The organism is Pseudonocardia sp. Ae150A_Ps1, assembly GCF_001932315.1.
Lineage (GTDB): Bacteria > Actinomycetota > Actinomycetes > Mycobacteriales > Pseudonocardiaceae > Pseudonocardia.
The window spans coordinates 1,605,787-1,630,838 of the sequence record NZ_MCIJ01000001.1 but is presented as its reverse complement, the minus strand read 5'-3'; the positions used below and the strand labels follow the sequence as shown (position 1 = coordinate 1,630,838).

The 25,052-nt window shown below is 73.3% G+C and carries 24 protein-coding genes; 12 read left to right on the top strand and 12 right to left on the bottom strand.

All coding sequences use genetic code 11. The features are described 5' to 3' along the window. The first annotated feature begins 626 nt into the window (after window positions 1-626). A complete protein-coding gene (locus Ae150APs1_RS07260; protein ID WP_075296570.1) occupies window positions 627-1,055 on the top strand; it encodes a hypothetical protein in 429 nt (142 codons plus the stop codon). Here the strand turns inward: Ae150APs1_RS07260 and Ae150APs1_RS07255 are convergent. Both Ae150APs1_RS07255 and Ae150APs1_RS07250 read right to left on the bottom strand, forming a co-directional pair. Beyond that, a complete protein-coding gene (locus Ae150APs1_RS07255; protein WP_075324273.1) occupies window positions 1,044-1,592 on the bottom strand; it encodes a hypothetical protein in 549 nt (182 codons plus the stop codon). The two genes, Ae150APs1_RS07260 and Ae150APs1_RS07255, sit on opposite strands and share 12 nt — an antisense overlap. A 497-nt stretch (window positions 1,593-2,089) precedes the next feature. Continuing rightward, a complete protein-coding gene (locus Ae150APs1_RS07250) occupies window positions 2,090-2,698 on the bottom strand; it encodes a TetR/AcrR family transcriptional regulator (protein WP_075296566.1) in 609 nt (202 codons plus the stop codon). A gap of 140 nt (window positions 2,699-2,838) precedes the next feature. On the opposite strand from Ae150APs1_RS07250, the gene Ae150APs1_RS07245 reads away from it, so the two are divergent. Next, window positions 2,839-3,456: a hypothetical protein gene (locus Ae150APs1_RS07245; protein WP_227012815.1), complete on the top strand. Its 618-nt coding sequence runs from the start codon at window positions 2,839-2,841 to the stop codon at window positions 3,454-3,456. Between the two features lie 139 nt (window positions 3,457-3,595). Further along, complete coding sequence (locus Ae150APs1_RS07240) at window positions 3,596-4,801, top strand: MFS transporter (protein ID WP_075296562.1); 1,206 nt, start codon at window positions 3,596-3,598, stop codon at window positions 4,799-4,801. Here the strand turns inward: Ae150APs1_RS07240 and Ae150APs1_RS07235 are convergent. The 4 genes from Ae150APs1_RS07235 to Ae150APs1_RS07220 all read right to left on the bottom strand — a co-directional run bounded on the left by Ae150APs1_RS07235 (window position 4,761) and on the right by Ae150APs1_RS07220 (window position 8,132). Continuing rightward, window positions 4,761-5,672 (bottom strand): alpha/beta hydrolase, encoded by a 912-nt coding sequence (locus Ae150APs1_RS07235; RefSeq protein ID WP_075296561.1) that lies wholly within the window; start codon window positions 5,670-5,672, stop codon window positions 4,761-4,763. The two genes, Ae150APs1_RS07240 and Ae150APs1_RS07235, sit on opposite strands and share 41 nt — an antisense overlap. Next, window positions 5,669-6,265 (bottom strand): hypothetical protein, encoded by a 597-nt coding sequence (locus tag Ae150APs1_RS07230; RefSeq protein WP_010224250.1) that lies wholly within the window; start codon window positions 6,263-6,265, stop codon window positions 5,669-5,671. The genes Ae150APs1_RS07235 and Ae150APs1_RS07230 overlap by 4 nt, the downstream gene beginning before the upstream one ends. 146 nt (window positions 6,266-6,411) lie before the next feature. Beyond that, the gene (locus Ae150APs1_RS07225) at window positions 6,412-7,452 is read right to left on the bottom strand and encodes an iron-siderophore ABC transporter substrate-binding protein (RefSeq protein WP_075296559.1); all 1,041 of its coding nucleotides are present in this window, start codon (window positions 7,450-7,452) and stop codon (window positions 6,412-6,414) included. Window positions 7,453-7,487: 35 nt separating this feature from the next. Further along, window positions 7,488-8,132 (bottom strand): TetR/AcrR family transcriptional regulator, encoded by a 645-nt coding sequence (locus tag Ae150APs1_RS07220; RefSeq protein ID WP_075296557.1) that lies wholly within the window; start codon window positions 8,130-8,132, stop codon window positions 7,488-7,490. Between the two features lie 71 nt (window positions 8,133-8,203). Here Ae150APs1_RS07220 and Ae150APs1_RS07215 point away from each other — a divergent pair, with 71 nt between their 5' ends. After that, on the top strand, window positions 8,204-9,421 hold the full coding sequence (locus Ae150APs1_RS07215; protein ID WP_075296556.1) for a cytochrome P450: 1,218 nt from the start codon (window positions 8,204-8,206) through the stop codon (window positions 9,419-9,421). On the opposite strand, the gene Ae150APs1_RS07210 is transcribed toward Ae150APs1_RS07215, so the two are convergent. Next, a complete protein-coding gene (locus Ae150APs1_RS07210) occupies window positions 9,387-10,250 on the bottom strand; it encodes a helix-turn-helix transcriptional regulator (protein WP_075296555.1) in 864 nt (287 codons plus the stop codon). The genes Ae150APs1_RS07215 and Ae150APs1_RS07210 overlap by 35 nt on opposite strands. A gap of 104 nt (window positions 10,251-10,354) precedes the next feature. On the opposite strand from Ae150APs1_RS07210, the gene Ae150APs1_RS07205 reads away from it, so the two are divergent. The 3 genes from Ae150APs1_RS07205 (at window position 10,355) to Ae150APs1_RS07195 (ending at window position 12,794) form a co-directional block, all read left to right on the top strand. Further along, window positions 10,355-11,128, top strand: coding sequence for an SDR family NAD(P)-dependent oxidoreductase (locus Ae150APs1_RS07205; protein WP_075296554.1), 774 nt, complete (start codon window positions 10,355-10,357; stop codon window positions 11,126-11,128). 26 nt (window positions 11,129-11,154) lie between these two features. Then, window positions 11,155-12,411 (top strand): alpha-hydroxy-acid oxidizing protein, encoded by a 1,257-nt coding sequence (locus Ae150APs1_RS07200; RefSeq protein WP_060575308.1) that lies wholly within the window; start codon window positions 11,155-11,157, stop codon window positions 12,409-12,411. Between the two features lie 179 nt (window positions 12,412-12,590). Then, window positions 12,591-12,794, top strand: coding sequence for a cold-shock protein (locus tag Ae150APs1_RS07195; RefSeq protein ID WP_010224265.1), 204 nt, complete (start codon window positions 12,591-12,593; stop codon window positions 12,792-12,794). An 86-nt stretch (window positions 12,795-12,880) separates the two neighbouring features. On the opposite strand, the gene Ae150APs1_RS07190 is transcribed toward Ae150APs1_RS07195, so the two are convergent. The 3 genes from Ae150APs1_RS07190 to Ae150APs1_RS07180 form a co-directional block, all read right to left on the bottom strand. Then, window positions 12,881-13,525, bottom strand: coding sequence for a TetR/AcrR family transcriptional regulator (locus tag Ae150APs1_RS07190; protein WP_010224267.1), 645 nt, complete (start codon window positions 13,523-13,525; stop codon window positions 12,881-12,883). Window positions 13,526-13,685: 160 nt separating this feature from the next. After that, window positions 13,686-15,287 (bottom strand): alpha/beta hydrolase, encoded by a 1,602-nt coding sequence (locus tag Ae150APs1_RS07185; protein WP_075296553.1) that lies wholly within the window; start codon window positions 15,285-15,287, stop codon window positions 13,686-13,688. Between the two features lie 7 nt (window positions 15,288-15,294). Continuing rightward, window positions 15,295-15,591 (bottom strand): hypothetical protein, encoded by a 297-nt coding sequence (locus Ae150APs1_RS07180; RefSeq protein ID WP_060575311.1) that lies wholly within the window; start codon window positions 15,589-15,591, stop codon window positions 15,295-15,297. 203 nt (window positions 15,592-15,794) lie between these two features. On the opposite strand from Ae150APs1_RS07180, the gene Ae150APs1_RS07170 reads away from it, so the two are divergent. Next, the gene (locus tag Ae150APs1_RS07170; RefSeq protein WP_010225502.1) at window positions 15,795-16,232 is read left to right on the top strand and encodes an SRPBCC family protein; all 438 of its coding nucleotides are present in this window, start codon (window positions 15,795-15,797) and stop codon (window positions 16,230-16,232) included. Between the two features lie 9 nt (window positions 16,233-16,241). On the opposite strand, the gene Ae150APs1_RS07165 is transcribed toward Ae150APs1_RS07170, so the two are convergent. Next, complete coding sequence (locus Ae150APs1_RS07165) at window positions 16,242-17,003, bottom strand: IclR family transcriptional regulator (protein WP_075296551.1); 762 nt, start codon at window positions 17,001-17,003, stop codon at window positions 16,242-16,244. Between the two features lie 115 nt (window positions 17,004-17,118). On the opposite strand from Ae150APs1_RS07165, the gene Ae150APs1_RS07160 reads away from it, so the two are divergent. Genes Ae150APs1_RS07160 through Ae150APs1_RS07150 form a run of 3 tightly spaced genes read left to right on the top strand, consistent with a single transcriptional unit; the run spans window position 17,119 to window position 21,707 of the window. Continuing rightward, on the top strand, window positions 17,119-18,591 hold the full coding sequence (locus Ae150APs1_RS07160; RefSeq protein WP_033198836.1) for an aldehyde dehydrogenase family protein: 1,473 nt from the start codon (window positions 17,119-17,121) through the stop codon (window positions 18,589-18,591). Between the two features lie 9 nt (window positions 18,592-18,600). Then, the gene (locus Ae150APs1_RS07155) at window positions 18,601-20,154 is read left to right on the top strand and encodes an amino acid permease (RefSeq protein ID WP_060575314.1); all 1,554 of its coding nucleotides are present in this window, start codon (window positions 18,601-18,603) and stop codon (window positions 20,152-20,154) included. Beyond that, window positions 20,151-21,707 carry a GMC oxidoreductase gene (locus Ae150APs1_RS07150; protein WP_075296545.1) on the top strand — a complete coding sequence of 519 codons (1,557 nt, stop codon included), beginning with the start codon at window positions 20,151-20,153 and terminating at the stop codon, window positions 21,705-21,707. Before Ae150APs1_RS07155 ends, Ae150APs1_RS07150 begins: the two co-directional genes overlap by 4 nt. Before the next feature lie 21 nt (window positions 21,708-21,728). Here the strand turns inward: Ae150APs1_RS07150 and Ae150APs1_RS07145 are convergent, their stop codons facing one another. Continuing rightward, window positions 21,729-24,176 carry a glycoside hydrolase family 3 C-terminal domain-containing protein gene (locus Ae150APs1_RS07145; protein ID WP_075296544.1) on the bottom strand — a complete coding sequence of 816 codons (2,448 nt, stop codon included), beginning with the start codon at window positions 24,174-24,176 and terminating at the stop codon, window positions 21,729-21,731. Window positions 24,177-24,240: 64 nt separating this feature from the next. On the opposite strand from Ae150APs1_RS07145, the gene Ae150APs1_RS07140 reads away from it, so the two are divergent. Continuing rightward, the gene (locus tag Ae150APs1_RS07140; protein ID WP_075301795.1) at window positions 24,241-24,918 is read left to right on the top strand and encodes a TetR/AcrR family transcriptional regulator; all 678 of its coding nucleotides are present in this window, start codon (window positions 24,241-24,243) and stop codon (window positions 24,916-24,918) included. The last annotated feature ends 134 nt before the right edge of the window (window positions 24,919-25,052 follow it).

Here is a 25,052-nt window from a genome sequence, read left to right as displayed (position 1 = left end):
GGTCAGATCGGACATGAAGCAGGCTCGGAGCAGATTGCGTGCCGGGGTGGGATCGACTATCCACACATCTCCGGGACCCCCGGTGTGACGTACACCGTGAATGTTCACTTTGATGGTCAGTGCCGGCTTCCGCCGTCGGTCCACTCTGTCGAGGGGAGCTTGTACAGATCACGGTGGTACGGATGGGAACATCTCACGAGTCGACGCGACAGTCGGCCGGTCCGGAATATTCGTGTCGTGACGCCGAAGGCATGTGCTCCCGGTCAGATCTACAATTATCGAGGTAGTGGACGATTCTATGCGATGATCAACGGGCGTAGCTGGTCGGAAAGCTTCTACAACCAGACGCCTCAGCCCTTGAAGTGCGTCAGTCGCCCGGGGGCTGTGTCCTGACCGTCGGATACGGGAGGCTATCGCCGGGAACTGTTTCGACGGTGGTGGCGAGGCGCAGGAACGACTCAGGTGCAGCGCCATGGTGGCTGCTCTGTCTGGTCGGCGTACTGTCGGCAGGGACTCTCGCCTGCTCTGCTGATTCCAGGCACCCCGCTGGGCTGGGCTTCTCGGACCAGGGGAGGCGGCTTGAGCTGGTGCCCCGCAACGGGGACTTCAGGACGCTCCCGCGCGCTGTGGACGCGACCGACGGCGAGATGTTGAGGCAGGTCTTCTCCGCTGGGATGGAGTCGATCGGCGTGGGGGTGGACATGATCCCGCCGTCGCAGCCCTCGTGGAGCGGGGCGCCCGTCGTGACGGATCTGGTGAGGGTCGACTCTGCGACGCCTCCTGAGCGTATCGAGGTGTTTGCTTTCCGTGGGATGCAGGAAGGGGCAGACATGTCGACCATGGACGCGGTCCACGAGATGTGCCGCTCGAATGCGAGTTCGGGGTGTCGGCTCCGGACGGACGATGGGCCCGGCGAGATCGATGTCTCCGGGATTCCGGATGACTACGACCTCCTTACCGTCCAGGGGTTCTGGGTGGTAGAGGATGTGCATGCGGTTCCTGTGGAGGTCTCGATCTCATGGATCGCACGACGCTCGCATCTGTCACCCGAGTAGGGCGAGCGTGCTCCCTCGCTGGTCGCGCTGTCGGATGTAGTCCCTCCACAGGAGGCCCGCGAAACGCCCATCTGCGTAGCCTGCCGGCGGAGTCAAGGTCTCCGCTCTCCCGAGGTGGTACGGACGACCATCCTCCAGGATGAACTCTGAGTCCGGCGCCGCGTCCGACTCAGGGAGCAGTTCGATGCACGAACGGCGGGTGAACAGTCCTCCGGTGTCGAAATCGGAGAACCCGGCGGTGTCACGGGGGAGTCGCAGGGAGCGTTTCGTTCCTAGCTCGCCGAGCAGGAGGTAGTCTCCCCGGAACTCGTGTTCGTCGTGCATCTCCAGATCTGTCGAAAAGCTATATGCGGCCGGGTCCAGTGCGGTCACTCCGAGGGTGAAGATCGGCGAGGATCGGAGTTCTCCGTGCCATTGGGTGATCACTGTAAGGAATGTTCCACTTGAATGCAGCACGATGTCGCCGTCGTACAGGTCTTCCGCGGACGCGCGCGTCGGTAGTCGCGCGAGTAGCGTGTCCCGTCTGGAGTTCGTCATGTCCCCACATTGCTCGAATCGTCGACACCTGTCCAGTCCGTACCGGGGTGCACCGTTGTCCGGACGGATGGTCTGCGAACCTCCAGTGTCCGGATCGGTTCATTGTCGACGAAGGTCGTCCTCTCGGCGAGAATGTCGCACTTTGCCGTCACATCACACTCCACCGTGGTCGGCGCTCCCGCGCGATACGTGTCGCCGGGCCCCTGCGGCTACGCGCGCGTCGGTGGATGCCTGCTCGACTCGGTGTGCTGGCCCCGGGCGTCGCTGCTCACCGCCGGACCGGCCCGGTGCAACGACACGGCCGTGCCACGGAGACCTCTCGCGGTAACGGCAACGGCGGGACGACCGCAGAGCGTCTACTGCATGCCGTCGCGTCGGTGGCGGTCGTCGTCCACGCGATCGGGAGGCCGTCGGACGGGTGGTGGACCGGCGCACTGCGGCGGCATCGGCACCGGGCACGTGGCTGCCCCACCGGTCTCGACGACGTCCGCCACCGTTCACGAGGAGCGCGGACCGAGAACTCCGTCGACGGCCGTGTAGAGGGTGTCCGTCTCCGTCTGCAGCAGTGACTCCCCGGCGGGCAGCGCCCGCTCCAGGCCGAGCCCGTTGACGACGGTGAGCAGGAACTTCGCCCGTCGTGCGGTGTCGTCGGCGGCGACGGCTCCCTCGTTCGCCAGCACGGTCAGCCAGTACTCGACCCGTCGCTGCATCTCCCGCTCCATGGCGAGGTAGGCGGCCCGGTTGTCCTCGGTCGGCTCGGGCTCGACCCACTCCCGGACGACCTTCAGCGTCGCGGCTCGCGCCTGTTCGCCCACGCCGGTGCCGACGAGCACCTGGCGGAGGCAGCCGACCAGCCGGTCCCGGGCGGGCGTCGTGGTGTCGTGGATCGTGTCGTCGGAGACGACGAGGTCGTAGATGCGGGTGAGCACCTCGTCCTGCAGTTCGCGCTGGGTCGGGAAGTGGTAGCGGAGCGATCCCGTGCTCACCCCGGCCCGGGCTGCGACCGCCCGCACGGTCAGTCTCGTCCCGGGGTCGTCCCCGAACATCTGCATGGCGGCGCGGAGGACCTTGTCCCGGCTGCTCGGCTCACCGTCGTCACGCTCCATCGTGCACCTCCGCTCGCATCGTACTAGCACAACGTGTTAGTTTCTCGATGCAGCGGCTAACACAGTGTGTTAGCCAGGTCGGACAAGCGTCGGGGGACGACATGTTCAAGCAGTGGCGACGGGACCGTGCCGTCCGGCGGGTGAAGCCGGGGGACGGGCGTCCGTTGAAGCGCTTCCGCTGGTGGCAGATGCTCACCGGCCGGGCACTTCTCCACCTGCGGCTGACGGGCGACGACGGCCGTCCGGTCGAGTACAGCGTCGACGTGCGGCACAACGGCGACAAGGAGGACGGCGTCGTGCGGGCCCAGCTCTACCGCGACGGCCGCCACCACGCCGAGTCGAAGGTCCCCGCCGTCTTCCCCGTCGAGGGCGGCGCGATCGAGGTGGCGACGACGAGCTTCGGCGTCAAGCGGTGCCACTACGTGACGACGGCCGGTGCGGAGTACCAGCTCACCCCGGACCCGAGGTCGGCCGAGGGACGCCGGGCCCGGTTCGAGCGGGAGAGCCCCGGGCTGAGCCGCGTGCTCGGGTTCGTCTCGGTGATCGTCGTCGTGATCGGTCTGGGGCTCAACATCCTGCAGATCCTCGAACCGATCTCCCGGATCCCCCCGATCGCCGAGAACATCGGCGTCTTCGTGTCGCCGATCCACCTGCCGATCTGGCTCAACATCACGCTCGCCGTCGCGGCCGCGCTGGGGAGCACGGAACGGGCCCTGCGGCTCCGCTACCACTGGCTGCTCGACGCCGGTGGGAACTGACCCCGCGTCACGTCGTACACGCACCCCGGTGGGGCGTGACGCAGCGCGCGACCGCCCGGTCGTGAGACCTTCCCGGTCGGACCGCCCAGCGGCAGGGCCCGCCGGGTGACGGCTCACCCGGCGGGGGACGGAGGTCGGGATGGGCCGACGGCGCGCGATCGCCGGCGCGGTGCTGCTCGATCTCGCCGTGAGCCCCCTGTTCGCGTGGGACGTGTTCACCGCGTCGGCGCAGCGTGAGCTGGGGGCCGGGACCACCGCGCTGGCCGGCGTCTTCTCCGTCGGTCTCGCGGCGTTCACGGCCGGGGTCCTCGCAGGCGGCCGGATCGCCGACTCGGTCGCTCCCCGCCGTCTCGCACTGGTGACGGCGGCCGGCAGTGTCGCCGGTCTGCTCGGGAGCGCCGCGGCGACGTCGGTCGTCGTCCTGGTGATCGCGTTCGGCGTGGTGCTCGGTGCCACCGCCGGACTCGGCTACGCGACCGCGGTGCGGGTGGCCGGGACCGTGCGGTCCGGCCGGGGGCTCGCGCTCGGGCTGGTGGTGGCCTCCTACGCGGTCGGGACCGCGGTCCTCGCCCCGGTCGCGGCGGTCCTGCTGGTGGTGGCCGGGCGCGGCGGGACCTTCGTCGTGCTGGCCGCGGTCCTCGGCGCCGTCCTCCTCGCCGCCGCGGTGCTGCTGCCGGGTGCCGCCCCGGAAGCCCCGGAAGCCCCGGAAGCCCCGGAAGCCCCGGCTGCGCCGTCCGGTACCGACGGCGGACGGGTGCCACGCCGCCCGGTCGTCGCCCTGTGGCTGGGGTTCGGTCTCGGCAGCGCACCGGCCCTGGCCGCCTTCGCACTCGCCGGCCGGCTCGCCGGACCGGCCGCGGCCGTGGCGTCGGCGGTGGTGCTGCTCAACCTCGGCAACGTCGTCGGGCGGCTGGTCGCCGGACCGGTCTCGGACCGGGTGGGCCGCCGCGCGACCCTGCACGCGAACTCGGCGCTGCTCGTGGTCGTGTGCGTCGCGCTCGCCGCCGGGGCGGGCGGCCCCCTGGCGCTGACGGCGCTGTTCCTGCTCGGGACCCAGTACGGCGCGCTGTCGACCCTCGTCCCGGCCGCGGTCTCCGACGTCGTCCCCGGTGGGCGGTTCGGCGCGACCTACGGCCGTGTCTTCACCGGCTGGGGCGTCGCCGGTCTCGTCGCCCCGGTCGCCGCGTCGGCGGGTGCGCTCGCCGCCGGGTACGGGGTCGTCTACTCCGTGTTCGTCGTCGTCGCGGTCCTCTCGTGGGTCTGCGTGGCGGTCCACGGCGGAGGACCGGGGACGGCGCCCGGGCTCACCGGCGGACGTCCCGGTAGCCCGCGACGGTCGCGATGATCCGGCGCCTGGCATCGGGGTGCGAGTAGCCGAGATGACCGAAGGAGAACTGGTGGAAGCGCGCCGCGGGATTGCGGTCCGCGAGCACGAGTGCGAACGGGGCCTGCGCGTCGTGGGCGCCGCAGAAGATGTCGAGTGGCACGGGGATCGAGTAGTGGTCGAATCCCCACCTCGCGCTCGCCCACCGCATCTCGGCCAGCAGTGCCTGCCGGCCGGCGCGCTCCGTCAGGACGCGCCGGTGGAACTCGCCGACGTCGTGCTCGATCCCGGGAGGCGGACCGGCCGGATCCACGCGGGATCCCGGGCCGTCCGCGTCCGGGGCGGACGTCGACCGGCGGGTACGCGCCGGCGAGTACCGCTCCAGCGCGGCGACGAGCCGGGGCGCGTACCGGATCAGGCGATACCCGGTCGCCGCCGACCGTGAGGACACCTGCCGCGCCACCGGATCGAACCACGGGAGCGTCGGGTTGACGGGCACGGCGCCGATGATCCGCTCCGGGATCGTGGCGGCGACCGCCATCGTGACCAGGCCCCCGTTCGACTCACCGACACACGCGAGGGTCCCGACGGCGAGGCCGTCCAGCAGCTCGGTCACGTCGTCCGAGTAGGCCCCGACGGGCCGCCCGGGGCAGAGGCTCGAGCCGGCCGCGCCGGGCCGGTTCGGCGCGATCAGACGGATCCCGTTCCGGACGGCCTCCCGGTGGAAGATGCCGCTCTCCAGGCCGGTGCTCCCGCCACCGTGGAAGTACAGGACGGGCTCGCCGTCCGGCACACCGAACTCCTGCCAGGTCAGTCGCCTGCCGTCGGCCAGCGTCGTCGACCGCCGTGGCGGATCGATCAGGGGGACGCTCCCGGGGTATCGGCGCGTCACGTCGTCCCTGGGCCGTCCGGCGAGCCGGGCAGGCGCGTCCAGTCCAGCCCGTCGACGTCGGTCCCGAAGGCGTCGAGCGTCATGGTCGTCGCGTCCCGCCCGGCCCGGATCCGCCGGACGTGCGTGTCCAGCCACACCTCCACCGGCTCGGGCGAACCGTCCGTCGTCGCGGTGACGTGCCGGAGGCCGTCGTCGGGCCCCCGGTCCTCCACCGCCGTGACCGTCGCGAGCCTGTCGAACAGCCGGAGCGGGGTGACGAGCTCCGGGGCCGTGCCGGACGGGAGCGAGTCGAGCGTGCGTCCGGGGCGTCCAGACCACACCCGGTCCCCGAGCTGCACCGCGGCCATGTGGCCCTGGTCGAACATGGCCCGCCGGCCGGCGACGTCGAGGACCCCCTCGGCGTCGAGCTCGCGGGGGAGACGCCGGACGACCGCGCGGGCGAGTGCCGGCAGGATCCCGCGGCGCCGCGGCCCCTCCTCGACGGCCTCCCGGTTCCGGGAGAAGTCCATGTGCAGGGTGATCCGTGCGGGGCCCGCGGCGACGGTCCGGCCGACCGTCTCGTGGAACTCCGCAGGTGTGAGGGCGTCGGGCATCGTGCGGTCCTCCCGTCCAGGTGTCCGGCCACCACGAGACACCCGGACGCTGCGGCACACTCAACCCTGGCCGGCCCAAGATCACCGATCGGGAAGCACGGCGGCCGGATGTGGCCGGATCCCTTCCCGACTCGTGATCACCGGGCTCACTGCGGCGGGACGACGGCGCGGATCCGCGGGACGAGCTCGTCGAGCGCGTAGTCGAGGCTGAGGATCGTTCCCCAGCTGAACGCCCCGGAGACGACCGGGTCCTCGATCCACAGCACCCTGCCCTGCTGCACGACCGGCAGTGCCGCGTGGAGCGGGCTGTTCTCGATCTCCGGCCGGACCTCGGGGGACGCGCCGATGTTCCACACGAGGAGGTCCTCGGACAGCTCGGACATGAGCTCGTCGGAGACGTCGATCTCGCCGTACTCGTCGGGCGCGATCCCGCCGATCTCGCCCGGCACGGTGAAGCCGAGCCCGCCGAAGAACCGGGCGCGCACGTCGTTGCCGGACCGCACGACGCTGGCGCCGGGCTCGAACCGCTCCGCGACGACGGCGGTCCTCCCCGCGAACTGCGGGTTCTGCGCGGCGGCCTCCGCGAACCGGCCCTCGACGCGCTGCACCAGGCCGACCGCCTCCTGCTCGCGGCCGAGCGCCTCGCCGGTGGCGCGGGTGGCCTCCTGCCAGGTGATGGTGAAGTTCGTGAACTGCTGGTCGGGGACGACGGTCGGGGCGATCCGCGACAGCTGGTCGTACTGCTCCTGGGTGGTCCCGTTGTAGAGGCTGAGGATCAGGTCCGGCTGCAGGGAGGCGATCTCCTCCAGCGGGGGAGCCTCCTCGTTGCGGACGCCGCCGTTCAGTACGACCGGCGTCGCACCTCCGAGCTCGTCCTGCGCCCACGGCCAGGTCGCGCTCGGGTAGTCGCCGTACCACTGGCTCACCGCGACCGGCGTCACGCCGAGGGCCAGCAGCGGGTCCTGGTCGGACAGGCCGAGCGCGATCACCCGCGTCGGCTCGGCCGGGATCTCGGTGGTGCCGTAGGCGTGGTCGATCCGCACGGGGAACGTGCCGCCACCGTCGGTCGCCGGCCCGGGGGCAGCGGGCTCCCCGGACGACGTGCAGCCGGCCACCAGGAGGACGGTGGCGAGGGGCAGGAGTACCGCGGTGCGCAGGCGACGCCGCAGGGCGAGGCGGAGGTACACGAGTCGACCCGTTCGTCCGAGGAGATGAGTGTCGCCTAACCTAATCCGCGCGGGACCGGATGACCATGCCGCGATCGCCGTCCGGCGGCCGGCACCGCGCGGGCGACCGCGTCCCGCGCCGCCTCCGGTGGGACGCCGAGGGTGAGGAGGTGCCCGACCGCGACGTCGGTCTCGTCGCCGTCCCACCGCCCGCTCTCCGCCGCCCGCAGGTAGGTCGCCGAGCCGTTCTCCAGCACCTCGCCGAGGATCGCCGCGTCGACGTGACGTGCGAACACCCCGGACTGCTGGCCGTGTGCGATCAACCGGGCCATGACGGCGTGGAACGGCGTCATGGCGGCCCGCACCTCGGCGTCCACCGTCTGCCGGGCGAGGGTGATCAGGGGGCCGTTGCGCCGGGCGGTGCTCCAGGTCCGGACGACGACGGCGGCCAGCTCCGTGGCGGGGTCCGCCGCGGCGGTGTCGACCTCCCCGACCTGCTCGACGAAGTCGGCAGCCGCGGCGTGCACCAGCGCGACCAGCAGGGCCTGCCGGTTGGCGAAGTGCCCGTAGACCGTCCGCCGGACGACGCCGGCCCGGGCGGCGACGTCGTCGAGCGTCGCCTCCGGGTCCTGCCGCAGCACCTCGCTGGCGGCGTCCAGGATCGACCGCCGGTTGCGCTCGCGGGCGGAGGACCTCTTCATCACGAGTGCATTTTTGCACAAGCTGTGCAAGTCTGGAAGGGGCCGAACCGCGCACCCGGACGGAGCGGACGATGACCACCACGCAGGACACCGAGCCGCTCCGGCTCGGGGCGGACTTCTTCGACGACCCGGACGCGCTGTACCGGGAGCTGCGGGTGGACCGGCCCGTGGTGCGGGCCGTCGCGCCCAACGGCCTCTCGTTCTGGATGATCACCCGCTACGACGACGCCCGGGCCGCCCTCAACGACGGCCGGCTCGCCAAGGACGCCGCGCGCATCCCGGAGATCCTCGCCCGCGAGGAGGAGGCCCCGTCGGCCCGGGCGCTCGCCGAGTCCCTGGTCCAGCACATGCTCAACGCGGACCCGCCCGACCACACGCGGCTGCGCAAGCTCGTCGGCCGGGCCTTCACGATGCGCGCGATCGCCCGGCTGCGGCCGCGGATCGAGGAGATCGCGAACGAGCTGGCCGACGCGATGGAGGCCGCCGGGCCCGACGTCGACCTGCTCGACGAGTTCGCCTTCCCGCTGCCGATGACGGTCATCTGCGAGATTCTCGGCGTCCCGCAGGGCCGCCGCGACGACTTCCGCGAGTGGTCGAACACGCTCCTCTCCGGCGCGGGCGACGACGAGCGCGGGGCGGCCGCCGGCGCCATGGCGCAGTTCCTCGCCGAGCTGGTCGCCGACAAGTCCGCGAACCCGGGCGACGACATGCTCTCCGAGATCGTGCGGGCCTCGGAGGACGGTGACTCGCTCAGCCACGCCGAGACGACGGCGATGGCGTTCCTGCTGCTCGTCGCCGGGCACGAGACGACGGTCAACCTGATCGGCAACGGGATGCTCGCGCTGCTGTGCGACCCCGAGCAGCGGGACCTGCTCCGGCGCGAGCCGGAGCGCGTGCCGAACGCCGTCGAGGAGTTCCTGCGCTACGACGGCCCGGTCAACCTCGCGACCTTCCGGTTCACCGCCGAGCCGGTCGAGTACTCCGGCACGACGATCCCCGCCGACCAGTTCGTCCTCGTCTCACTGATCGGGGCGAACCGCGACCCCGAGCGCTACGCCGACGCCGACCGGCTCGACGTCACCCGGGACACCTCGGGCCACCTGGCCTTCGGCTACGGCATCCACCACTGCGTCGGCGCGCCGCTGGCCCGGCTGGAGGGCGAGGTCGCCTTCCGCACCCTGCTCGAACGATTCCCGGACCTGACGCTCGGCGGTGAGCCCGGCCCGCACCGGGAGAGCACGCTGATCCACGGGCTCACGAGCCTGCCGGTGCGGACCGGTCCCCGCTGAACTGCTGGCTGCCGATCACCCCGAGGAGCTCGAACCGTCGCGCGGTCTCGCTGCGCGGTGCCGCGGTGAGCACGAGCAGCGCCTGCGACCGGTCCTCGGTGAACAGCACCTGGCAGTCGACCTCGAGCGGGCCGAGCTCGGGGTGCAGCAGCGTCTTGTGGTCGGCGAACCGGCGGCCGACCTCCTGGAGCTCCCAGAGGCCGTCGAACTCGGGGCTGCGGTCGCGCAGTACCCGGACCAGCTCGCCGGCCCGGGACTCCGGCCCCAGCAGCCCGAGGGCCGCGCGCAGGGTCGCGACCTGTGCGCGGCTCTGCCGGTCCCGGTCGTCGGAGGGGTAGCGCTCGCGCTCGGTGGGATCGGTGAACCAGCGGTAGACCTCGCTGCGGGCGTGCCCGGTGTGCCGGGCGTGGTCACCGAACAACGCCCGGGCCATGTCGTTCTGCACGAGCGTCTCGCCGAGCACGGACAGGACCATGGCCGGGGTGTCCTGCAGCCGGTCCAGCACACGGAGCAGTGCCGGGGCGACGTGGCCGGACAGCGGCGCCGTCGCGGGTGCGTTGCGCCCCGCGCACCGGAACAGGTAGTCGCGTTCCTCGGAGCCGGGGCGCAGCGCCCGGGCCAGCGAGGCGAGCATCTGCTCGCTCGGCTGCGGGCCGCGCTGCTGCTCCAGCCGCGTGTAGTAGTCGGTCGACATGACCGCCAGCGACGCGACCTCCTCGCGACGCAGGCCCGGTGCCCGCCGGCGCGGCCCGTCGGGCAGGCCGACGTCGGAGGGGCGCAGGTCCTCCCGGCGCCGGCGCAGGAAGTCGGCGAGTGCGGCGCGGTCCATGCCGCCGAGTATCGGCTCCCGTCCGGTCGGCGGACCAGGGACCGGTGATCCCCCGATGACGGGTCTCTGCCGGAGGCGCCGTCCCCCCGGCGACGGTGGTGCCCATGCAGATCACCGGACGCACCGTCTTCATCCCCGGCTCGACGAGCGGGATCGGCCTGGTACTGGCGCTCGCCCTGCGCGAGCGCGGGAACACCGTGATCCTCGGTGGCCGCCGCCGCGCACTGCTCGACGAGCTCACCGCGGCGCACCCCGGTCTGGACGCCGTCGAGATCGACACGGCCGACCCGGCGAGCATCCGCACGGCCGTCGCGGAGGTCCTCGACCGGCACCCGGACCTCGACGTCCTCGTCGCGATGGCCGGGATCATGCGCGTCGAGGACTGGCACACCCCCGACGGGTCCGTGGCCTCCGCCGAGGAGGTCGTGACCACGAACGTGCTCGGCCCGGTCCGGCTGATCGGGGAGCTGGTCGAGCACTTCCGGACCCGCCCCGCCGCGACGATCGTGACCGTCTCCTCCGGGCTCGCGTTCGTCCCGCTCGGCGCGACACCCAGCTACAACGCCTCCAAGGCCGCCGTGCACATGCTGACCGAGTCGCTCCGCCTCCAGCTCGCGGACACGACCGTGGGGCTGCACGAGATCGTGCCGCCGTCGGTCGCCACCGACCTGCTCCCGACCCAGCGGGAGAGCCCGATCGCGATGCCGCTGGACGAGTTCGTCGCCGAGGTGGTGCAGATCCTCGACACCCGGCCGGACGACGGCGAGGTGCTCGTCGAGCGGGTCGGGTTCCTGCGGCACGCCGAGGCCCGCGGCGACTACGACGACGTCGTCCGCAGGCTCAACGCCTCGGACCCGCACCGCGGGCACGTAGCCTGACCGACGATTCCGACGGGGGAGGGCACGTGACGGCACCGGGGCGGGCGCGGCAGGAACGGATCTACCGCGAGGGGGTCTCCGGCGCGCGTCCGCGGGTCCCCACCGGCCCCGCCGAGCTGGAGCGGCGCGCCCGGCGTGCGATGAGCCGCCGCGCCGACGCCTACGTCACCGGCGGCGCCGGTGCGGAGACGACGATGCGCGCCAACCGGGAGGCCTTCGCCCGCCGGGAGGTCGTGCCGCGGATCCTGCGCGACGTCGGCGAGCGGGACCTCTCGGTGGAGCTGTTCGGCCGCAGGCTGCCCGCTCCGCTGCTGCTCGCCCCGGTCGGCGCGCTCGATCTCGTGCGCCGCGGTGCCGACACCGCCGTCGCCCGCGGTGCCGCCGCGGCCGGCGTCCCGATGGTGATCTCGAACCAGGCCGGTGCACCGACGGAGGAGATCGTCCGGGCCGGTGGGCCCACCTGGTTCCAGCTCTACTGGTCCACCTCCGACGAGCTGGTCGACAGCTTCCTCGCCCGCGCCGAGGCCGCCGGGTGCGAGGCCGTCGTCGTCACCCTGGACACGACGATGCTCGGCTGGCGTCCGCGCGACCTCGACCTGGGGCACCTGCCGTTCGCCCGGGGCATCGGCATCGCGCAGTACACCTCCGACCCGGTCTTCCGGCGGCTGGTCGAGGAGACCCTGGCCGCGCCGCGGACCGGACCCCCGCCGAAGGTCACCCCGCAGGCGGTGCGGACCCTCGTCGAGATCTCCCGGAACGCACCCGGCGGGTTCCTGGAGAATCTGCGCTCGCCGGTCCCGCGTGCCGCGGTGGAGACGTTCCTGCGGGTCTACTCCCGGCCGCAGCTGTCCTGGGACGATCTCGCCGGGCTCCGCGAGCGGACCCGGCTGCCGATCGTCGTCAAGGGCGTCCTGCACCCCGACGACGCCCGCCGGGCCGCCGACGCAGGGGCGGACGGCGTCGTCGTCTCCAACCACGGCGGACGGCAGGTCGACCACTCCGTCGCGTCGCTCGACGCGCTGCCCGGTGTGGCCGCGGCGGTGGGGGACCGGCTGGCGGTGCTGCTCGACAGCGGTGTCCGGACCGGCGCCGACGTGGCGACGGCCGTGCGTCTCGGTGCGCGGGCCGTGCTGCTCGGGCGGCCGTTCGTGCACGGCCTCGCGCTCGACGGCGCGCGCGGCGTCGCGCAGGTCGTGCAGAACGTCGTCGCGGAACTCGATCTCGCGTGCGGCCTGGCCGGTGCGACGACGCCCGCGGGCATCGAGCTCCGCGACCGTCCCTGACCGGCACGGACGGGCCCGCGCACGGGGCCCGGGCGCTCCGGATCCCCGAAAAGATCAGGACGAAACGGACACCTCCTCGCGACGCGCCGCACATTGTTGGGGGCGCGGCGCCCCTCTCGGGGCGAAGGAGGGCTAGGGTCCCCTCTGAAGGTACCGGCAATACGCGAGGAGACATCCGGATGCCACAGGGAACCGTGAAGTGGTTCAACGCCGAGAAGGGTTACGGGTTCATCACGCCGGACGGAGGCGGGCAGGACCTGTTCGTCCACTTCAGCGCGATCCAGAGCTCCGGATACCGCAGCCTGGACGAGGGTCAGGCCGTGACCTTCGAGGTCACCCAGGGCCAGAAGGGCCCGCAGGCGGACCAGGTCGTGCCCTCCTGACCGGCTGACGTCCGACAGACGAGAGACGCCCGGGGTGCTCAGCACCCCGGGCGTCTCCGTGTGTCGGGCCGGTCGTCGGCGGGCGCTCAGCCCGCGAGGCGGGTCTCCAGGCCGGCGACCAGCAGCTCGACCCGGCGGAGCGTCCACGCGCGGGGCGGGTCGTCGACCTGGTCGCGGTACACCGCGCAGACCTCCGGTGCGAACGGCTGCTCGGACTCGAGCACCTGGTCACGCCGTGGGACGTCGCCCACGCTGCCGCCGACGGCGCTCAGCCACGGCTGCACGCCCAGGTTCATGGCCGTCCCGGCGCCGAGGACCGCGTCGTCGGCCGGGAAGCCGGCCGCGATCAGCTGGTCGGTGCACCGCCGGAACGCCGCCAGCATCGCCTCCGGCGCGTTCGGCAGCCGCACCATCGCGGGTGCGAGACCGGGGTGCTGGGCCATCACGTCGAAGGTCGCCCCGGTGAAGGCGAGGAGCTGGTCCTGCCAGCGGCCCCCGGTGTCGGGGAACGCGTCGTCGGTGACGACGTCGTCGACGAGCGCCGCCACGAGGGACTCCAGGCTGGGGAAGTGCCGATAGAACGTCGAGTACTTGACCCCGACCCGGGCCGTCACGGCGCCGACCGTCAGGTCGGAGAAGCCGAGGTCGCGGGCAGCCGCGAGCAACGTCGCCCGGTCGGTCAGCGGCGGGCGTCCGGTACGCCTCGCCGGTTTACTCTCGGTCTCGGTCACGCCCGCATGCTACTGCTCCTGCCCGAACCGGTGGGAGGGTAGTCGCTGATCGACTGACGACTATCTGTGACCTGCATCATCGCTGGTTCTTCGAGCCGTCGGCGGTGCCGCCGGATGGCCGGACGGGCACCTCGCAAAGCGGTCTGACCGTCACTCAGGGTCATGATTCGCCCGCGCGCCCCGAAACGATCTTCCCCAAGGCGGTGAGGCTCGGCGAACCCGGGTCCCAGTACGCGCTGTGTGCGGAGGCGGGCGCGGACTCGTCGGTCGGGGTCGCGGGGTCGTCGCGCCGCGGCAGCGCCGCGCCGGGGGCGGACTCGACGATCCGGGCGCCGAACCCGGGCGCCGCCGGGTTCGCCCCGTGCGCGAGCCCGTTCGGCCCGAGACCCCGCGAGGTGGCGAACAGTTCGCTGCCGGGCACCCGCGAGATCGGGTCGTGCTGCGCCGTCGTCGCCCACACCCGGTCGGCCGGGACGCCGAGCTCCCCGGCGTGGCGGACGCCGGCGCCGGGGCTGCCGACGAACACGACGTCGTCCACGGCGAACCCCGGGGCGGCGGCCCGCCCCGCGACCGTCGAGCCGTACGAGTGGCCGACGACGGTCAGGTGCACCGGCCCGTGGTGCCCGCCACGCAGCCCGTCCTGGAACCGCCGCAGGTCCCCGGCGGCGGAGCGGGCCGGCTCGTCGTAGGCGGCCGCCGCGAGGTGGGCGGGAGCGTCATAGCCGGTCCAGAGCACGGCGGCGACGTCGGTCCCGGCCGCGGTCCGGATCGCCTCCACGCGCCGCAAGTCCTCGGGCACCGACGCCCAGCCCGCCCCGGTGCCCGGCACGTGGGTGAGGACGTGCGCGGCGCGCTCCGGATCGCCCACGGCGAGCACCACCCGCCCCGGCCCCGCGCCCGCGCCCACGTCGAGCAGCGCCGCGTCGCCGCGGGCGAGCCGCTGCGCGACGGCGTCGAGCCCCGCCAGCGCGGCCCCGGTGCGGGCGGCGGCCGCGGGGTCTCCCGCCTGCCGCTGCCGGGCCGCGAGCGAGCGCAGCCGTGCGCGTTCGGCGTCGAGGCGGATCCGGTTGGCGCGGTCCCGGTCGGCCACCGGCACCCCGTCGGTGCCACCGACCAGGTCGGGACGGGTGCGCGTCAGCCGGTCCCGCTGGTCGCCGGACAGCCCCGCCCACCAGGCGCGGGCCGCGCCGGGCCCGGCGGGGACCGCCGCGGGCGACGCCACGACCGGCCCGTCGCCGCCGGCCGACGCGGCCCGCAGCGCGGCGGTCGCCGCCGCGTCGGACCGGGCGGCGTCGGAGACGGCCTCGTGGACCGCCCTGCTCCACCGGAGGAGGTCCAGCGCGAGCCTGCCGCCGGTCAGCGCCATCCCCGGCACCTGCAGGACCTGCGGGAACCCGACGGCCCCCGGTGCGAGCCGCACCCCGCCGGTGACCAGGTCGACCTCCAGCACCGGGTGCACGTCGAGCGCGGCCAGCACCACGCGGCGCTGGGCGGCGAGCACCTCGCCGGCGTGCCTGCCGAGCACCCCGGCGGCGTGCCCGGCGGTGCCGGCACCGGCGCGCAGCCGGCGGCAGAGCGCGTCGCGGGCGGCGCGGGCCCGGTCGGCGTCGGCGCCGCTCCAGTCCGCCGGCGGGGCCGCGGACCCGGGACGGTCGAGGTCGTCGGCCTCCGCCGCCAGCGTCGCCGCCAGCCGGTCCCAGGCCCCGGCCCGGCGCAGCCAGGACCCGGGATCGGCGGCGAGGAGCTCCGCGAGCGACGGCACGGTGCTCTCACCCGCCGAGGGAGGTCGCGGCGGCGTCGTCCGCGGAACGCCAGGCCGTCGCCGTCGCCCGCAGTGCCCCGGCGGTCCGGGCGGCGCGACCGGCGTCCGCTCGGACCGCGGCGACCAGGCCGGCGTCCAGCGCCGCCGCCGCGCCGGCGGAGGCGAACCCGGCGTCGGGCACCGTCACCGGGACGGCCGCGGCGGCCGCGGTCAGCGTCGCGGCGAGCGCGTCGTACCGCGCGGCGGCCGCGACCAGCCGCTCCGGTTCGACCCGGGCGGTCCCCGTCCCGTCGGCGTCGTGCACCCGGCACTCCTCCCGTCCACCGGCGGGTGCTCGGCACGCCCCGCCGGAGAGCCGGAGTCTGCGCCGGGCGGCACGGGCGGCGCGGCGGAACGCCGGAAGCCGATCGCGGTCGCGATCAGCGGTCACAACCCGGCGTCGCTCTCGATCTTGCTCGGGCGGCGTGAGACCATCTCCGCCGACCGGGTCGGGGTGAGAGGAGCGTCGTGGTCGGCGTCCAGCGGGTGATGACGGTGTCCACCCCTCCCGAGACCGTTCTCGGCTACCTGGCCGACTTCGGGCACAGCGAGGTCTGGGACCCGGGCACGAAGTCGTGCACGCGGTCCGACGACGGCGGCCCGATCGGGGTCGGTGCGACCTGGCACACCGTGTCGGTGTTCAACGGCAGGGAGACCGAGCTCGACGTGACGCTGGTCGACGCCGCCGGTGCGCGGCTGGTCTTCGTCGGGGAGAGCGCGACCGTCACCGCGACCGACGACCTCGTCGTCGAGCCGACCGACGACGGCGGGAGCACCGTGACCTACCGCGCCGACCTGCGGTTCAAGGGCCTGCTCAAGCTCGCCGCCCCGTTCCTGCGGCGCGAGTTCGAGCGGATCGGCGACGAGGTCGAGCGCACCCTCCCGCCGGTCCTGGAACGCCTCTGACGCAGGCCGTCAGTCGTGCTGCCAGAACCCCATCCGGTGGCTGATCTCCCGGCCCGCCGCGACGACGTCGGTGGTGATCTCCTCGATGCGCTCGGCAGGCAGCCGGTAGGCGGGCCCGGACACCGACAGCGCCGCGACGACGGTGCCGGAGTGGTCCCGCACCGGGGAGGCGACGGCGTTGAGCCCGGTCTCGAACTCCTCGATCGACCACGCGTAGCCGAGCTCGTGGACCCGTGAGAGCTCGGTCGTGAGCTTCTTGCGGCCGCGGGCCGGCACGTCGTCCGGCATCGCGTCGGGATCCTCGGTCAGGGCTGCGGCCAGCAGGACCTTCCCGCTGGAGGTGTTGTGCATCGGGGTGATGCGTCCGAGCCAGTTGTAGGTGGTGACCATCGCGGGGCCGCGGGCCTGGTCGACGTTCACCGCGTAGCCGCGGTCGGGGATGGCGATGTTGACGGTCTCGCCGAGCCGGGACGCCAGCTCCTCGCAGACCGGACGCCCCTGGGTCGTGACCTCGAGGCGTTCGGCGACCCGGCTGGCCAGCGGGATCAGCCCGAAGCCGAGCCGGTACTTGCCGCGGTCGCCGATCTGTTCCACGAGCCCGTGCTCCTCGAGCGCGCCGAGCAGCCGGAACGCCGTCGACTTGTGCACGTCGAGCGCCGCGGCCAGCTCGCTCACCCCCGCCTCGCCCCGGACCGCCATTAGTTCCAGGAGCGTGATGGCGCGGTCGACCGACTGCACCCCGGACTCACGGGTACGCACCGGGTTGCCCATGGCGCAACCGTACCCCCGGGCCCGCCGGAGCGTGCGGTGCCCGCCCGCGCGTGAGCATGATCATCCGGCGCGACACCGGGTTGCGCTCTTCCCGCCGCAGGTGAACGCTGCCCCGGTGCCGAGCCTCTACATCGACGGAACCTGGACCACCGGCTCCGCGGGAACCGCGCCGGTGATCAACCCCTACGACGCCTCCACCGTCACCGAGGTGGACCAGGCCGGGCCCGACGACGTCGACCGGGCGGTGGCCGCCGCCCGTCGCGCGTTCGACGACGGGCCGTGGCGGGCCACCTCCGCCGGGGAGCGCGGGGCGCTCCTCGGGCGGATCGCGGACCTGCTGGTGCGTGACCGGGAGCAGATCGCCCGTTCGGAGACCCTGGACACGGGCAAGACGATCGCGGAGGGACGGCAGGACGTCGACGACGTCACCGCGGTCTTCCGCTACTACGCCGGTCTCGCCGACAAGGACGCGGGCCGGATCGTCGACACCGGCAGCGACACCGTCGTCTCGCGGATCGTGCACGAGCCGGTCGGGGTCTGCGCCCTCATCACGCCGTGGAACTACCCGCTCCTGCAGCTGTCCTGGAAGGTCGCCCCGGCGATCGCCGCGGGCAACACCATGGTGATCAAGCCGAGCGAGGTCACGCCGCTCACCTCGATCGCGCTGGTCGAGCTGTGCGAGGAGGTCGGGATCCCGGCGGGCGTCGTCAACATCGTGCTCGGGGACGGGCCGTCGGTCGGTGCGCCGCTGACCGAGCACGCGGACGTCGACATGGTGTCCTTCACCGGCGGGCTCAGCACCGGTCAGAAGATCATCAGGGCCTCCGCGGAGACCGTGAAGCGCACCGCCGTCGAGCTCGGCGGGAAGAACCCGAACATCGTGTTCGCCGACACCGACGTCGAGCTCGCGGTGGACTACGCAATGCTCGCGGTGTTCCTGCACTCCGGGCAGGTCTGCTCGGCCGGCGCCCGGCTGATCATCGAGGACTCGGTCGCGGACACCGTCGTCGACGAGATCGTGCGGCGCGCACAGCTGATCCGGCTGGGCGACGGCCTGGCCGACGGCGTCGAGGTCGGCCCGCTCGTCTCCGCCGCGCACCTCGCGAAGATCGAGGACTTCGTGGCCGCGGCGCGCGCGGAGGGCGCGACGATCCGCTGCGGCGGCGCCCGCCCGGACGCCCCCGAGCTGAAGAACGGCTACTTCTACCTGCCGACGGTCATCACCGACCTGGCGCCGGGCTCGCGGCTGATCAAGGAGGAGACGTTCGGCCCGCTGCTGACGGTCGAGCGCTTCACCACCGAGGACGAGGCGATCCGGCTCGGCAACGACACCGAGTACGGACTCGCCGGCGCGGTCTTCACCCAGGACATGGGGCGGGCCAACCGGGTCGCGAACGCGCTGCGGCACGGGACCGTCTGGATCAACGACTTCCACCCGTACTTCCCGGGTGCGGAGTGGGGCGGCATGGGCCGCTCCGGCAACGGACGCGAGCTCGGGCCGACCGGGCTCGCGGAGTACCAGGAGATCAAGCACATCTGGCAGAACACGGCACCCGAGCCGCAGAGGTGGTTCTCGGGTCAGGAGTGAGGTGCAGTTGTGAGCAGCCCGGAGCCGGTGAAGCCGGCAGCGACGCACGGTGGTGACGGGGACGGGGGAGGGCTGGCCGAGTTCGGCTACAGCCAGACCCTGGACCGCAGTATCGGCAAGTTCTCGAGCTTCGCGGCGGGGATCAGCTACATCTCGATCCTGACCGGGACGTTCCAGCTGTTCTACTTCGGCTTCGGCACCGGCGGTGCCGCGTACTGGTGGTCGTGGCCGATGGTGTTCGCCGGCCAGTTCATGGTGGCGCTGTCGTTCGCCGAGCTCGCCGGGCGCTACCCGGTGGCCGGGTCGGTCTACAACTGGTCGAAGCGCCTCGCCGGCCCGACGACGTCGTGGATGGCCGGCTGGATGATGTTCACGGCGTCGGTGGTGTCGCTGTCCGCGGTCGCGCTGGCCGCCCAGCTCACGTTCCCGCAGATCTGGTCGGGCTTCCAGGTGGTCGGGGACGCCGCCGACCCGGGCGCCGCCGCCGTCAACGGCGTGCTGCTCGGCGCGATCCTCATCGTGTTCACCACGGTGATCAACGCGATCGGCGTCAAGCTGATGGCCCGGATCAACTCGACCGGGGTGTTCATCGAGCTCATCGCCGCCGTCGTCATCGTGGTCGCGCTGCTGCTGAGCGTCCACAACCCGGTCTCGGTGCTGTTCGAGACGCCGCCGACGACCGGGGGCGGCGGGTACTTCGGCACCTTCCTGGTGGCGGCACTGGCCTCGGCCTACGTGATGTACGGGTTCGACACCGCGAGCTCGCTGGGCGAGGAGACCGTCGACCCGCGGCGGACCGCGCCGGCGGCGATCCTGCGCGCCGTCGTCGCGTCGTTCGTGCTCGGCGGGCTCATCCTGCTCGGGATCATCCTGGCGGCGCCGGACCTGTCCGACCCGCGGTTGGGCACCAAGGACGGCGGCGGCCAGCTGGTGCTGCTCCAGGTCGCCGGCGGCACGATCGGGCGGATCTTCCTGATCACGATTAGCATCGCCGTCTTCGTGTGCCTGCTGGCGGTGCAGACCGCGGCGATCCGGCTGATGTTCGCGATGGCCCGGGACAACGGTCTGCCCGCGGGCGCGCTGCTGGCCCGGATCGACCCGAAGCACAAGACGCCGGTGGTCCCGGCGATCGTCATCGGTGCCGTGGCGATCCTGATCCTGCTCGCCAACGTCGGGGTGCCGGAGGTCTTCACCGCGGTCACCAGCGTGGCGATCATCATGATCTACATCGCGTACCTGCTGGTCACGGTGCCGATGCTGGTCCGGCGACTGCGCGGGCAGTGGCCCGACGAGGGGCAGAAGGGGTACTTCACCCTCGGCCGTCTCGGGCTGCCGGTGAACATCCTGGCGGTGTGCTGGGGTGCGGCGATGGCGCTGAACCTGGCGTGGCCGCGCGAGGAGGTCTACGGCACCGGATGGCTGCGGTTCATCGCGTTCATCTTCATCGGGGTGGTGGCGTCGGCCGGGCTCCTCTGGTTCCGCCTGAAGGGCCGTCACCAGCTGGGCTGCCTGCCCGAACACAGAGCGAAGGAGATTTCCGAAGGCATGGGGGAGAAGGCATGACGGACCGGTTCGACTACGTCGTCGTCGGCGGGGGGTCGGCGGGCTGTGCGCTCGCCGCGCGGCTGTCGGAGGACCCGTCGACGCGGGTGCTGCTGCTGGAGGCCGGCCCGTCCGACGTGGGCGACGACAACATCCTGAAGCTCACCGACTGGATGAACCTGCTCGACTCCGGCTACGACTGGGACTACCCGATCGAGCCGCAGGAGCGCGGCAACTCGCACATGCGGCATGCCCGCGCGAAGGTGCTCGGCGGGTGCTCGTCGCACAACTCGTGCATCGCGTTCTGGACCCCGCGCGAGGACCTGGACGAGTGGGCGTCGCTGGGCCTGACCGGCTGGTCGGCCGACGAGTGCTGGCCGCTGATCACCCGGCTGGAGACCAACGACGGCGAGTGGTCCGGGCACGGTCGCTCCGGCCCGGTCAACCTCATGCAGGTGCCCTCGAAGGACCCGTGCGGGAACGCCGTGCTGGCGGCGGCCGCCGACGTCGGGATGCCGACGGTGCGGTTCAACGAGGGCCACACCGTCACCGACGGCGCCGGGTACTTCCAGATCAACTCGTTCCCGGACGGGACGCGGGCGTCGTCGTCGGCGTCGTATCTGCACCCGGTCCTGGGGTCGCGCCCGAACCTCGAGGTACGGACCGACTGCTGGGCGTCGCGGGTGCTGTTCGAGGGCACCCGGGCGACCGGGATCGAGTACCAGCGCGGGATCGGCCCGGGCCGGGAGACCGTCCTCGCCGACCGCGAGGTGATCCTCTCAGCGGGTGCGATCGACACCCCGAAGCTGCTGATGCTGTCCGGCATCGGCCCGGGCGACCACCTGCGCGAGTTCGGCATCGACGTGCTCTCGGACCTGCCCGGGGTCGGGTCGAACCTCGACGACCACGTCGAGGGCCTCGTCTTCTGGGACGCCGCGAAGCCGATGGTCACCGAGTCGACGCAGTGGTGGGAGATCGGGCTTTTCCACCGTACCGACCCGCGGCTCGACCGGCCGGACCTGATGATGCACTACGGCTCGGTGCCGTTCGACATGAACACGCTGCGCTGGGGCTACCCGACCACCGACAACGGGTTCTGCCTCACACCGAACGTCACCCGCGGGCGGTCGCGCGGCACCGTCCGGCTGCGCACCCGGGACTTCCGCGACCGGGCCCGCGTCGACCCCCGCTACTTCACCGATCCCGAGGGTCACGACATGCGCGTGATGACGGAGGGGATCCGGCTCGCGCGGCGGATCGCCGAGCAGCCGGCGCTGAAGGAGTGGGTCGCCGCGGAGCTGGCACCCGGCCCGGACGCCGTCACCGACGACGAGCTGGCCGACTACATCATGAAGACCCACAACACCGTCTACCACCCGGCCTGCACGGCGAAGATGGGCACCGACGACGACCGGACCGCGGTCCTGGACCCCCAGCTGCGGGTGCGGGGGGTGCAGAACCTCCGCGTCGCGGACGGGTCGGCGATGCCGTTCCTGCCGGCGATCAACCCGAACATCACGACGATGATGATCGGGGAGAAGTGCTCGGACCTGCTGAAGGCCGCGCACGCCTGACCCGCGCACCGGCCGCGGGGGTCACGTCGTGGTGACCTCCGCGGTCAGCGGGGTGTCGGTCACCGAGAAGCCGAGGTGCAGCGTCCAGGTGCCCGGCTCGGTGGCCCAGCCGGTCCCCGTCCGGTGCCGGAACGCGCGGCGGGACACCGGGACGGTCACCGTCGTCGTCCCCGGGGCGGCGTCGACGACGGCCCATCCGGCGAGCCACCGCGCCGGGCGCTCGACGTCGCTGCGGTCCCGGGACAGGTAGGCCTGCACGACCTGGCGCCCGGGGCGGTCGCCGGTGTTGGTGAGGGTCACGGTCACGTCGATCCCGTCCGCCGACCAGCGGCCGACCGACATGCCGTCGAGGGTCCAGGTCGTGTAGCCGAGACCGTGCCCGAAGGGGTACGCCGGTGTCTCGCCGTGGCGCAGCCAGTTCCGGTGCCCGGCGTGCACGCCCTCGTCGTAGCGCAGCACCCCGTCCGACGGGACCCCGGACAGCACCGACCGCTCCCGGCCGGTGCCCGGCCAGGTCGTGGGCAGCCGCCCGCCGGGCTCGGCGGCGCCCAGCAGGACGTCGGCGACGGCCTCCCCGAACTGCTCCCCGCCGAACCAGCCGAGCAGGATCGCGGCGACCTCGTCACGCCACGGCAGGAGCACCGGCGCGCCGGAGTTCACGACGACGACGGTGCGCGGGTTCGCCGCGGCGACCGCGCGGACGAGGTCGTCCTGCCGTCCGGGCAGCGCCAGCGTGGAGCGGTCGAAGCCCTCGCTCTCGATCCGGTCGTTCGTCCCCACCACGACGACGGCGACGTCGGTCCCCGCGGCCAGCGCCGCCGCTGCGGCGATCTCGGCGTCCGGGTCGTCGACGACGGTCTCCTCACCGAACGTGACCGCGACCAGCGGCATCCCGGCCTCCTGACCGGACGGGCGGAAGCGCAGCACCAGGTCGACCGGGCCGTCGGTGGTGACACCGGCCGTCACCGACGGTGCCTCGAAGATGGCCGCCCCGGGCCCCTCGTCGCCGGTCAGGACGCCGTCGGCGTCGAGCACGGTCGTGCCGCCCGCAACGAGGACGACGTGCCCCACCGCGGCGGCCCCGAGCCGGTGGGCGCCGGCCGGGGCGTCCCAGCGGAGCGCGATCTCGACGTGGTCGGTGCCCTCGGGGATCTCGGCGCCCATCCAGATGAGCGAGGAGCTCAGCCGGTCCTCGGTCCGCAACGCGGCCCCGCCGACGTCGCGGAACACCGCGCGCAGCCCCGAGCCCCCGGTCACGGGATTCGTGATCGACGCCGGATCGAACGGCTGCACCCCCTCCGCGACCTGCGCGCCCAGCCGGTACCGCACCCGGTCCGCGCCGAGCGCGGCCCGCAGCCCGTCGAGCGGGGAGACGACGGCGGCGGGCCGCACCGTCGCGCTCCCACCGCCCTGGGTGCGGGCGAGGGCCGCGTTGTGCCCGAGCACCGCGACCGACCCCGGCCCGGCGAGGTCCCACGGCAGCTCGGCGGAGCCGTCCGCCCGGGTGTTGCGGACCAGCACCGATCCGGCGGCGGCCAGCTCCCGGGCGACGGCGGCGCCGTCCTCGGCGGGCGGTGGCTCCGTGACCTGCGGTGGGACGCCGTCGAGGGCGCCGACCCGGGCCGCGAGACGCAGCAGTCGCCGCACCTTCCCGTCGATCACGTCCTCACCGACGCGGCCGTCGCGGACCGCCTCGACGAGCCGCGCACTCCAGGCCGAGACCGGGCCGGGCATCACGAGGTGCTGCTCGGCGCGTGCCGACGCCTCGGTGCTGCGCACCCCGCCCCAGTCCGACATCACCAGGCCGTCGAACCCCCACTCGCCGGTCAGCGGCTCGGCGAGCAGCGGGTTCTCGCTCATCGTCGTGCCGTTGACCGCGTTGTAGGCCGACATGACCGCCCACGCACCGGCCCGGGTCACCACCGGCTCGAACGCGGCCAGGTACAGCTCGCGCAGCGCCCGGTCGCCGACCCGGTTGTCGACCGAGAAGCGCTCGGTCTCGGCGTCGTTGGCGACGTAGTGCTTGGGCGTCGCCGCGACCCCGTGCGCCTGCAGCCCCTCGACGTAGGCGGCGGCCAGCTCCCCGGTGAGCAGCGGGTCCTCGGACAACGCCTCGAAGTGCCGGCCGCCGTACGGGGTGCGGTGCAGGTTGATCGTCGGGCCGAGGACGGCGTCGGCGTGCTGCCGCCGGGCCTCCGCGCCGAGCGCGGAGCCGTACCGCCGGGCCGCCGCCGGGTCCCAGGTGGCACCGAGCGCCGACGACGACGGCAGCGACAGTGACGGCTCCCGCTCGTCGAAGCTCTCCCCACGGACGCCGGACGGCCCGTCCGACAGCACCATCCGCCGCAGCCCGATCGCCGGTTCGGCGGGTGTCGACCAGAAGTCGGCGCCGGTGAGCAGCCGGACCTTCTGCTCGAGGTCGAGCGTCGCGATCAGGGTGCCGAGCAGTTCCTCGTCGACGTGAGCCATACCGCCGACCGTACCGTCGAATCCCGAGTGACACTCGGGATCGGATCGGGCTAGCGTGACCGGCGTGACGACGCCACCCGGGAACGACGGAGGGCGGGCCCGCGGGCGGTACGCCAAGGGGGAACGGCGACGCGCGCAGATCCTCGCGACCGCCCTCGAGGTGTTCACCGAGGGCGGGTTCCACGCGTCGTCGACGAAGGAGATCGCCCGCCGGGTCGGCGTCACCGAGCCGACGCTGTTCCACTACTTCGGCTCGAAGCAGGCCCTGCTGGCCGCGGTCCTCGCCGCCCGCGACGAGCGCGCCGGCACGGGGACCGGCACCGGACGGCTGCTCGACGCCGTGGCGGCGAACGCGGCCGAGCCCGATCTCGTCCGGCTGCACGCCGTCACCTCGGCCGAGGCCACCGACCCCGACCACGCCGCCCACGACTGGTTCGCGCGCCGCTACGAGCGTCTGCGGGCAGGGCTGGCCGAGGAGCTGGCCGCAGCTCCGACTGCAGGGCCGGCCGCAGCGCCGGTTGCAGGACCCATTGCAGAGCCGGCCGCGGGACGCGCCACGGAGCAGGAGCGTGCCGCCGGACTCGGCCCCGAGCGGCTCGCGCGGCTGCTGGTCGCCGCCGCCGACGGGTTGCAGATCCAGTGGCTGCTCGACCGGGAGTCCGGGGACCCGGCCGGCATCGACATGGCCGACGATCTGCGTGCCCTGCTCGACGCACTGGCCGGCCCGCCCAGCCGACGGTGACGGCCCCGGACCGCCGTCCGTTGGCGGGCCCGACGGCGTGATCCGCGACGCCCGCGGCTCGCGGACCGGTGGCCGGCGGCCGGTGGTCGGCGCTCCGGTCGCGGCGGGCAGGGGGGTTCCGTGGAATCGCTGCG

Excerpts from the sequence above, each read along its gene's own strand:
- Ae150APs1_RS07220 (WP_075296557.1), bottom strand. The coding sequence starts at position 8,132 with ATGAAGAGGTCCTCCGCCCGCGAGCGCAACCGGCGGTCGATCCTGGAC.
- Ae150APs1_RS07145 (WP_075296544.1), bottom strand. The coding sequence starts at position 24,176 with ATGGCTCACGTCGACGAGGAACTGCTCGGCACCCTGATCGCGACGCTC.
- Ae150APs1_RS07240 (WP_075296562.1), top strand. The coding sequence starts at position 3,596 with ATGGGCCGACGGCGCGCGATCGCCGGCGCGGTGCTGCTCGATCTCGCC.
- Ae150APs1_RS07210 (WP_075296555.1), bottom strand. The coding sequence starts at position 10,250 with ATGGACCGCGCCGCACTCGCCGACTTCCTGCGCCGGCGCCGGGAGGAC.
- Ae150APs1_RS07165 (WP_075296551.1), bottom strand. The coding sequence starts at position 17,003 with ATGGGCAACCCGGTGCGTACCCGTGAGTCCGGGGTGCAGTCGGTCGAC.
- Ae150APs1_RS07255 (WP_075324273.1), bottom strand. The coding sequence starts at position 1,592 with ATGACGAACTCCAGACGGGACACGCTACTCGCGCGACTACCGACGCGC.
- Ae150APs1_RS07250 (WP_075296566.1), bottom strand. The coding sequence starts at position 2,698 with ATGGAGCGTGACGACGGTGAGCCGAGCAGCCGGGACAAGGTCCTCCGC.
- Ae150APs1_RS07205 (WP_075296554.1), top strand. The coding sequence starts at position 10,355 with ATGCAGATCACCGGACGCACCGTCTTCATCCCCGGCTCGACGAGCGGG.
- Ae150APs1_RS07150 (WP_075296545.1), top strand. The coding sequence starts at position 20,151 with ATGACGGACCGGTTCGACTACGTCGTCGTCGGCGGGGGGTCGGCGGGC.
- Ae150APs1_RS07195 (WP_010224265.1), top strand. The coding sequence starts at position 12,591 with ATGCCACAGGGAACCGTGAAGTGGTTCAACGCCGAGAAGGGTTACGGG.
- Ae150APs1_RS07230 (WP_010224250.1), bottom strand. The coding sequence starts at position 6,265 with ATGCCCGACGCCCTCACACCTGCGGAGTTCCACGAGACGGTCGGCCGG.
- Ae150APs1_RS07215 (WP_075296556.1), top strand. The coding sequence starts at position 8,204 with ATGACCACCACGCAGGACACCGAGCCGCTCCGGCTCGGGGCGGACTTC.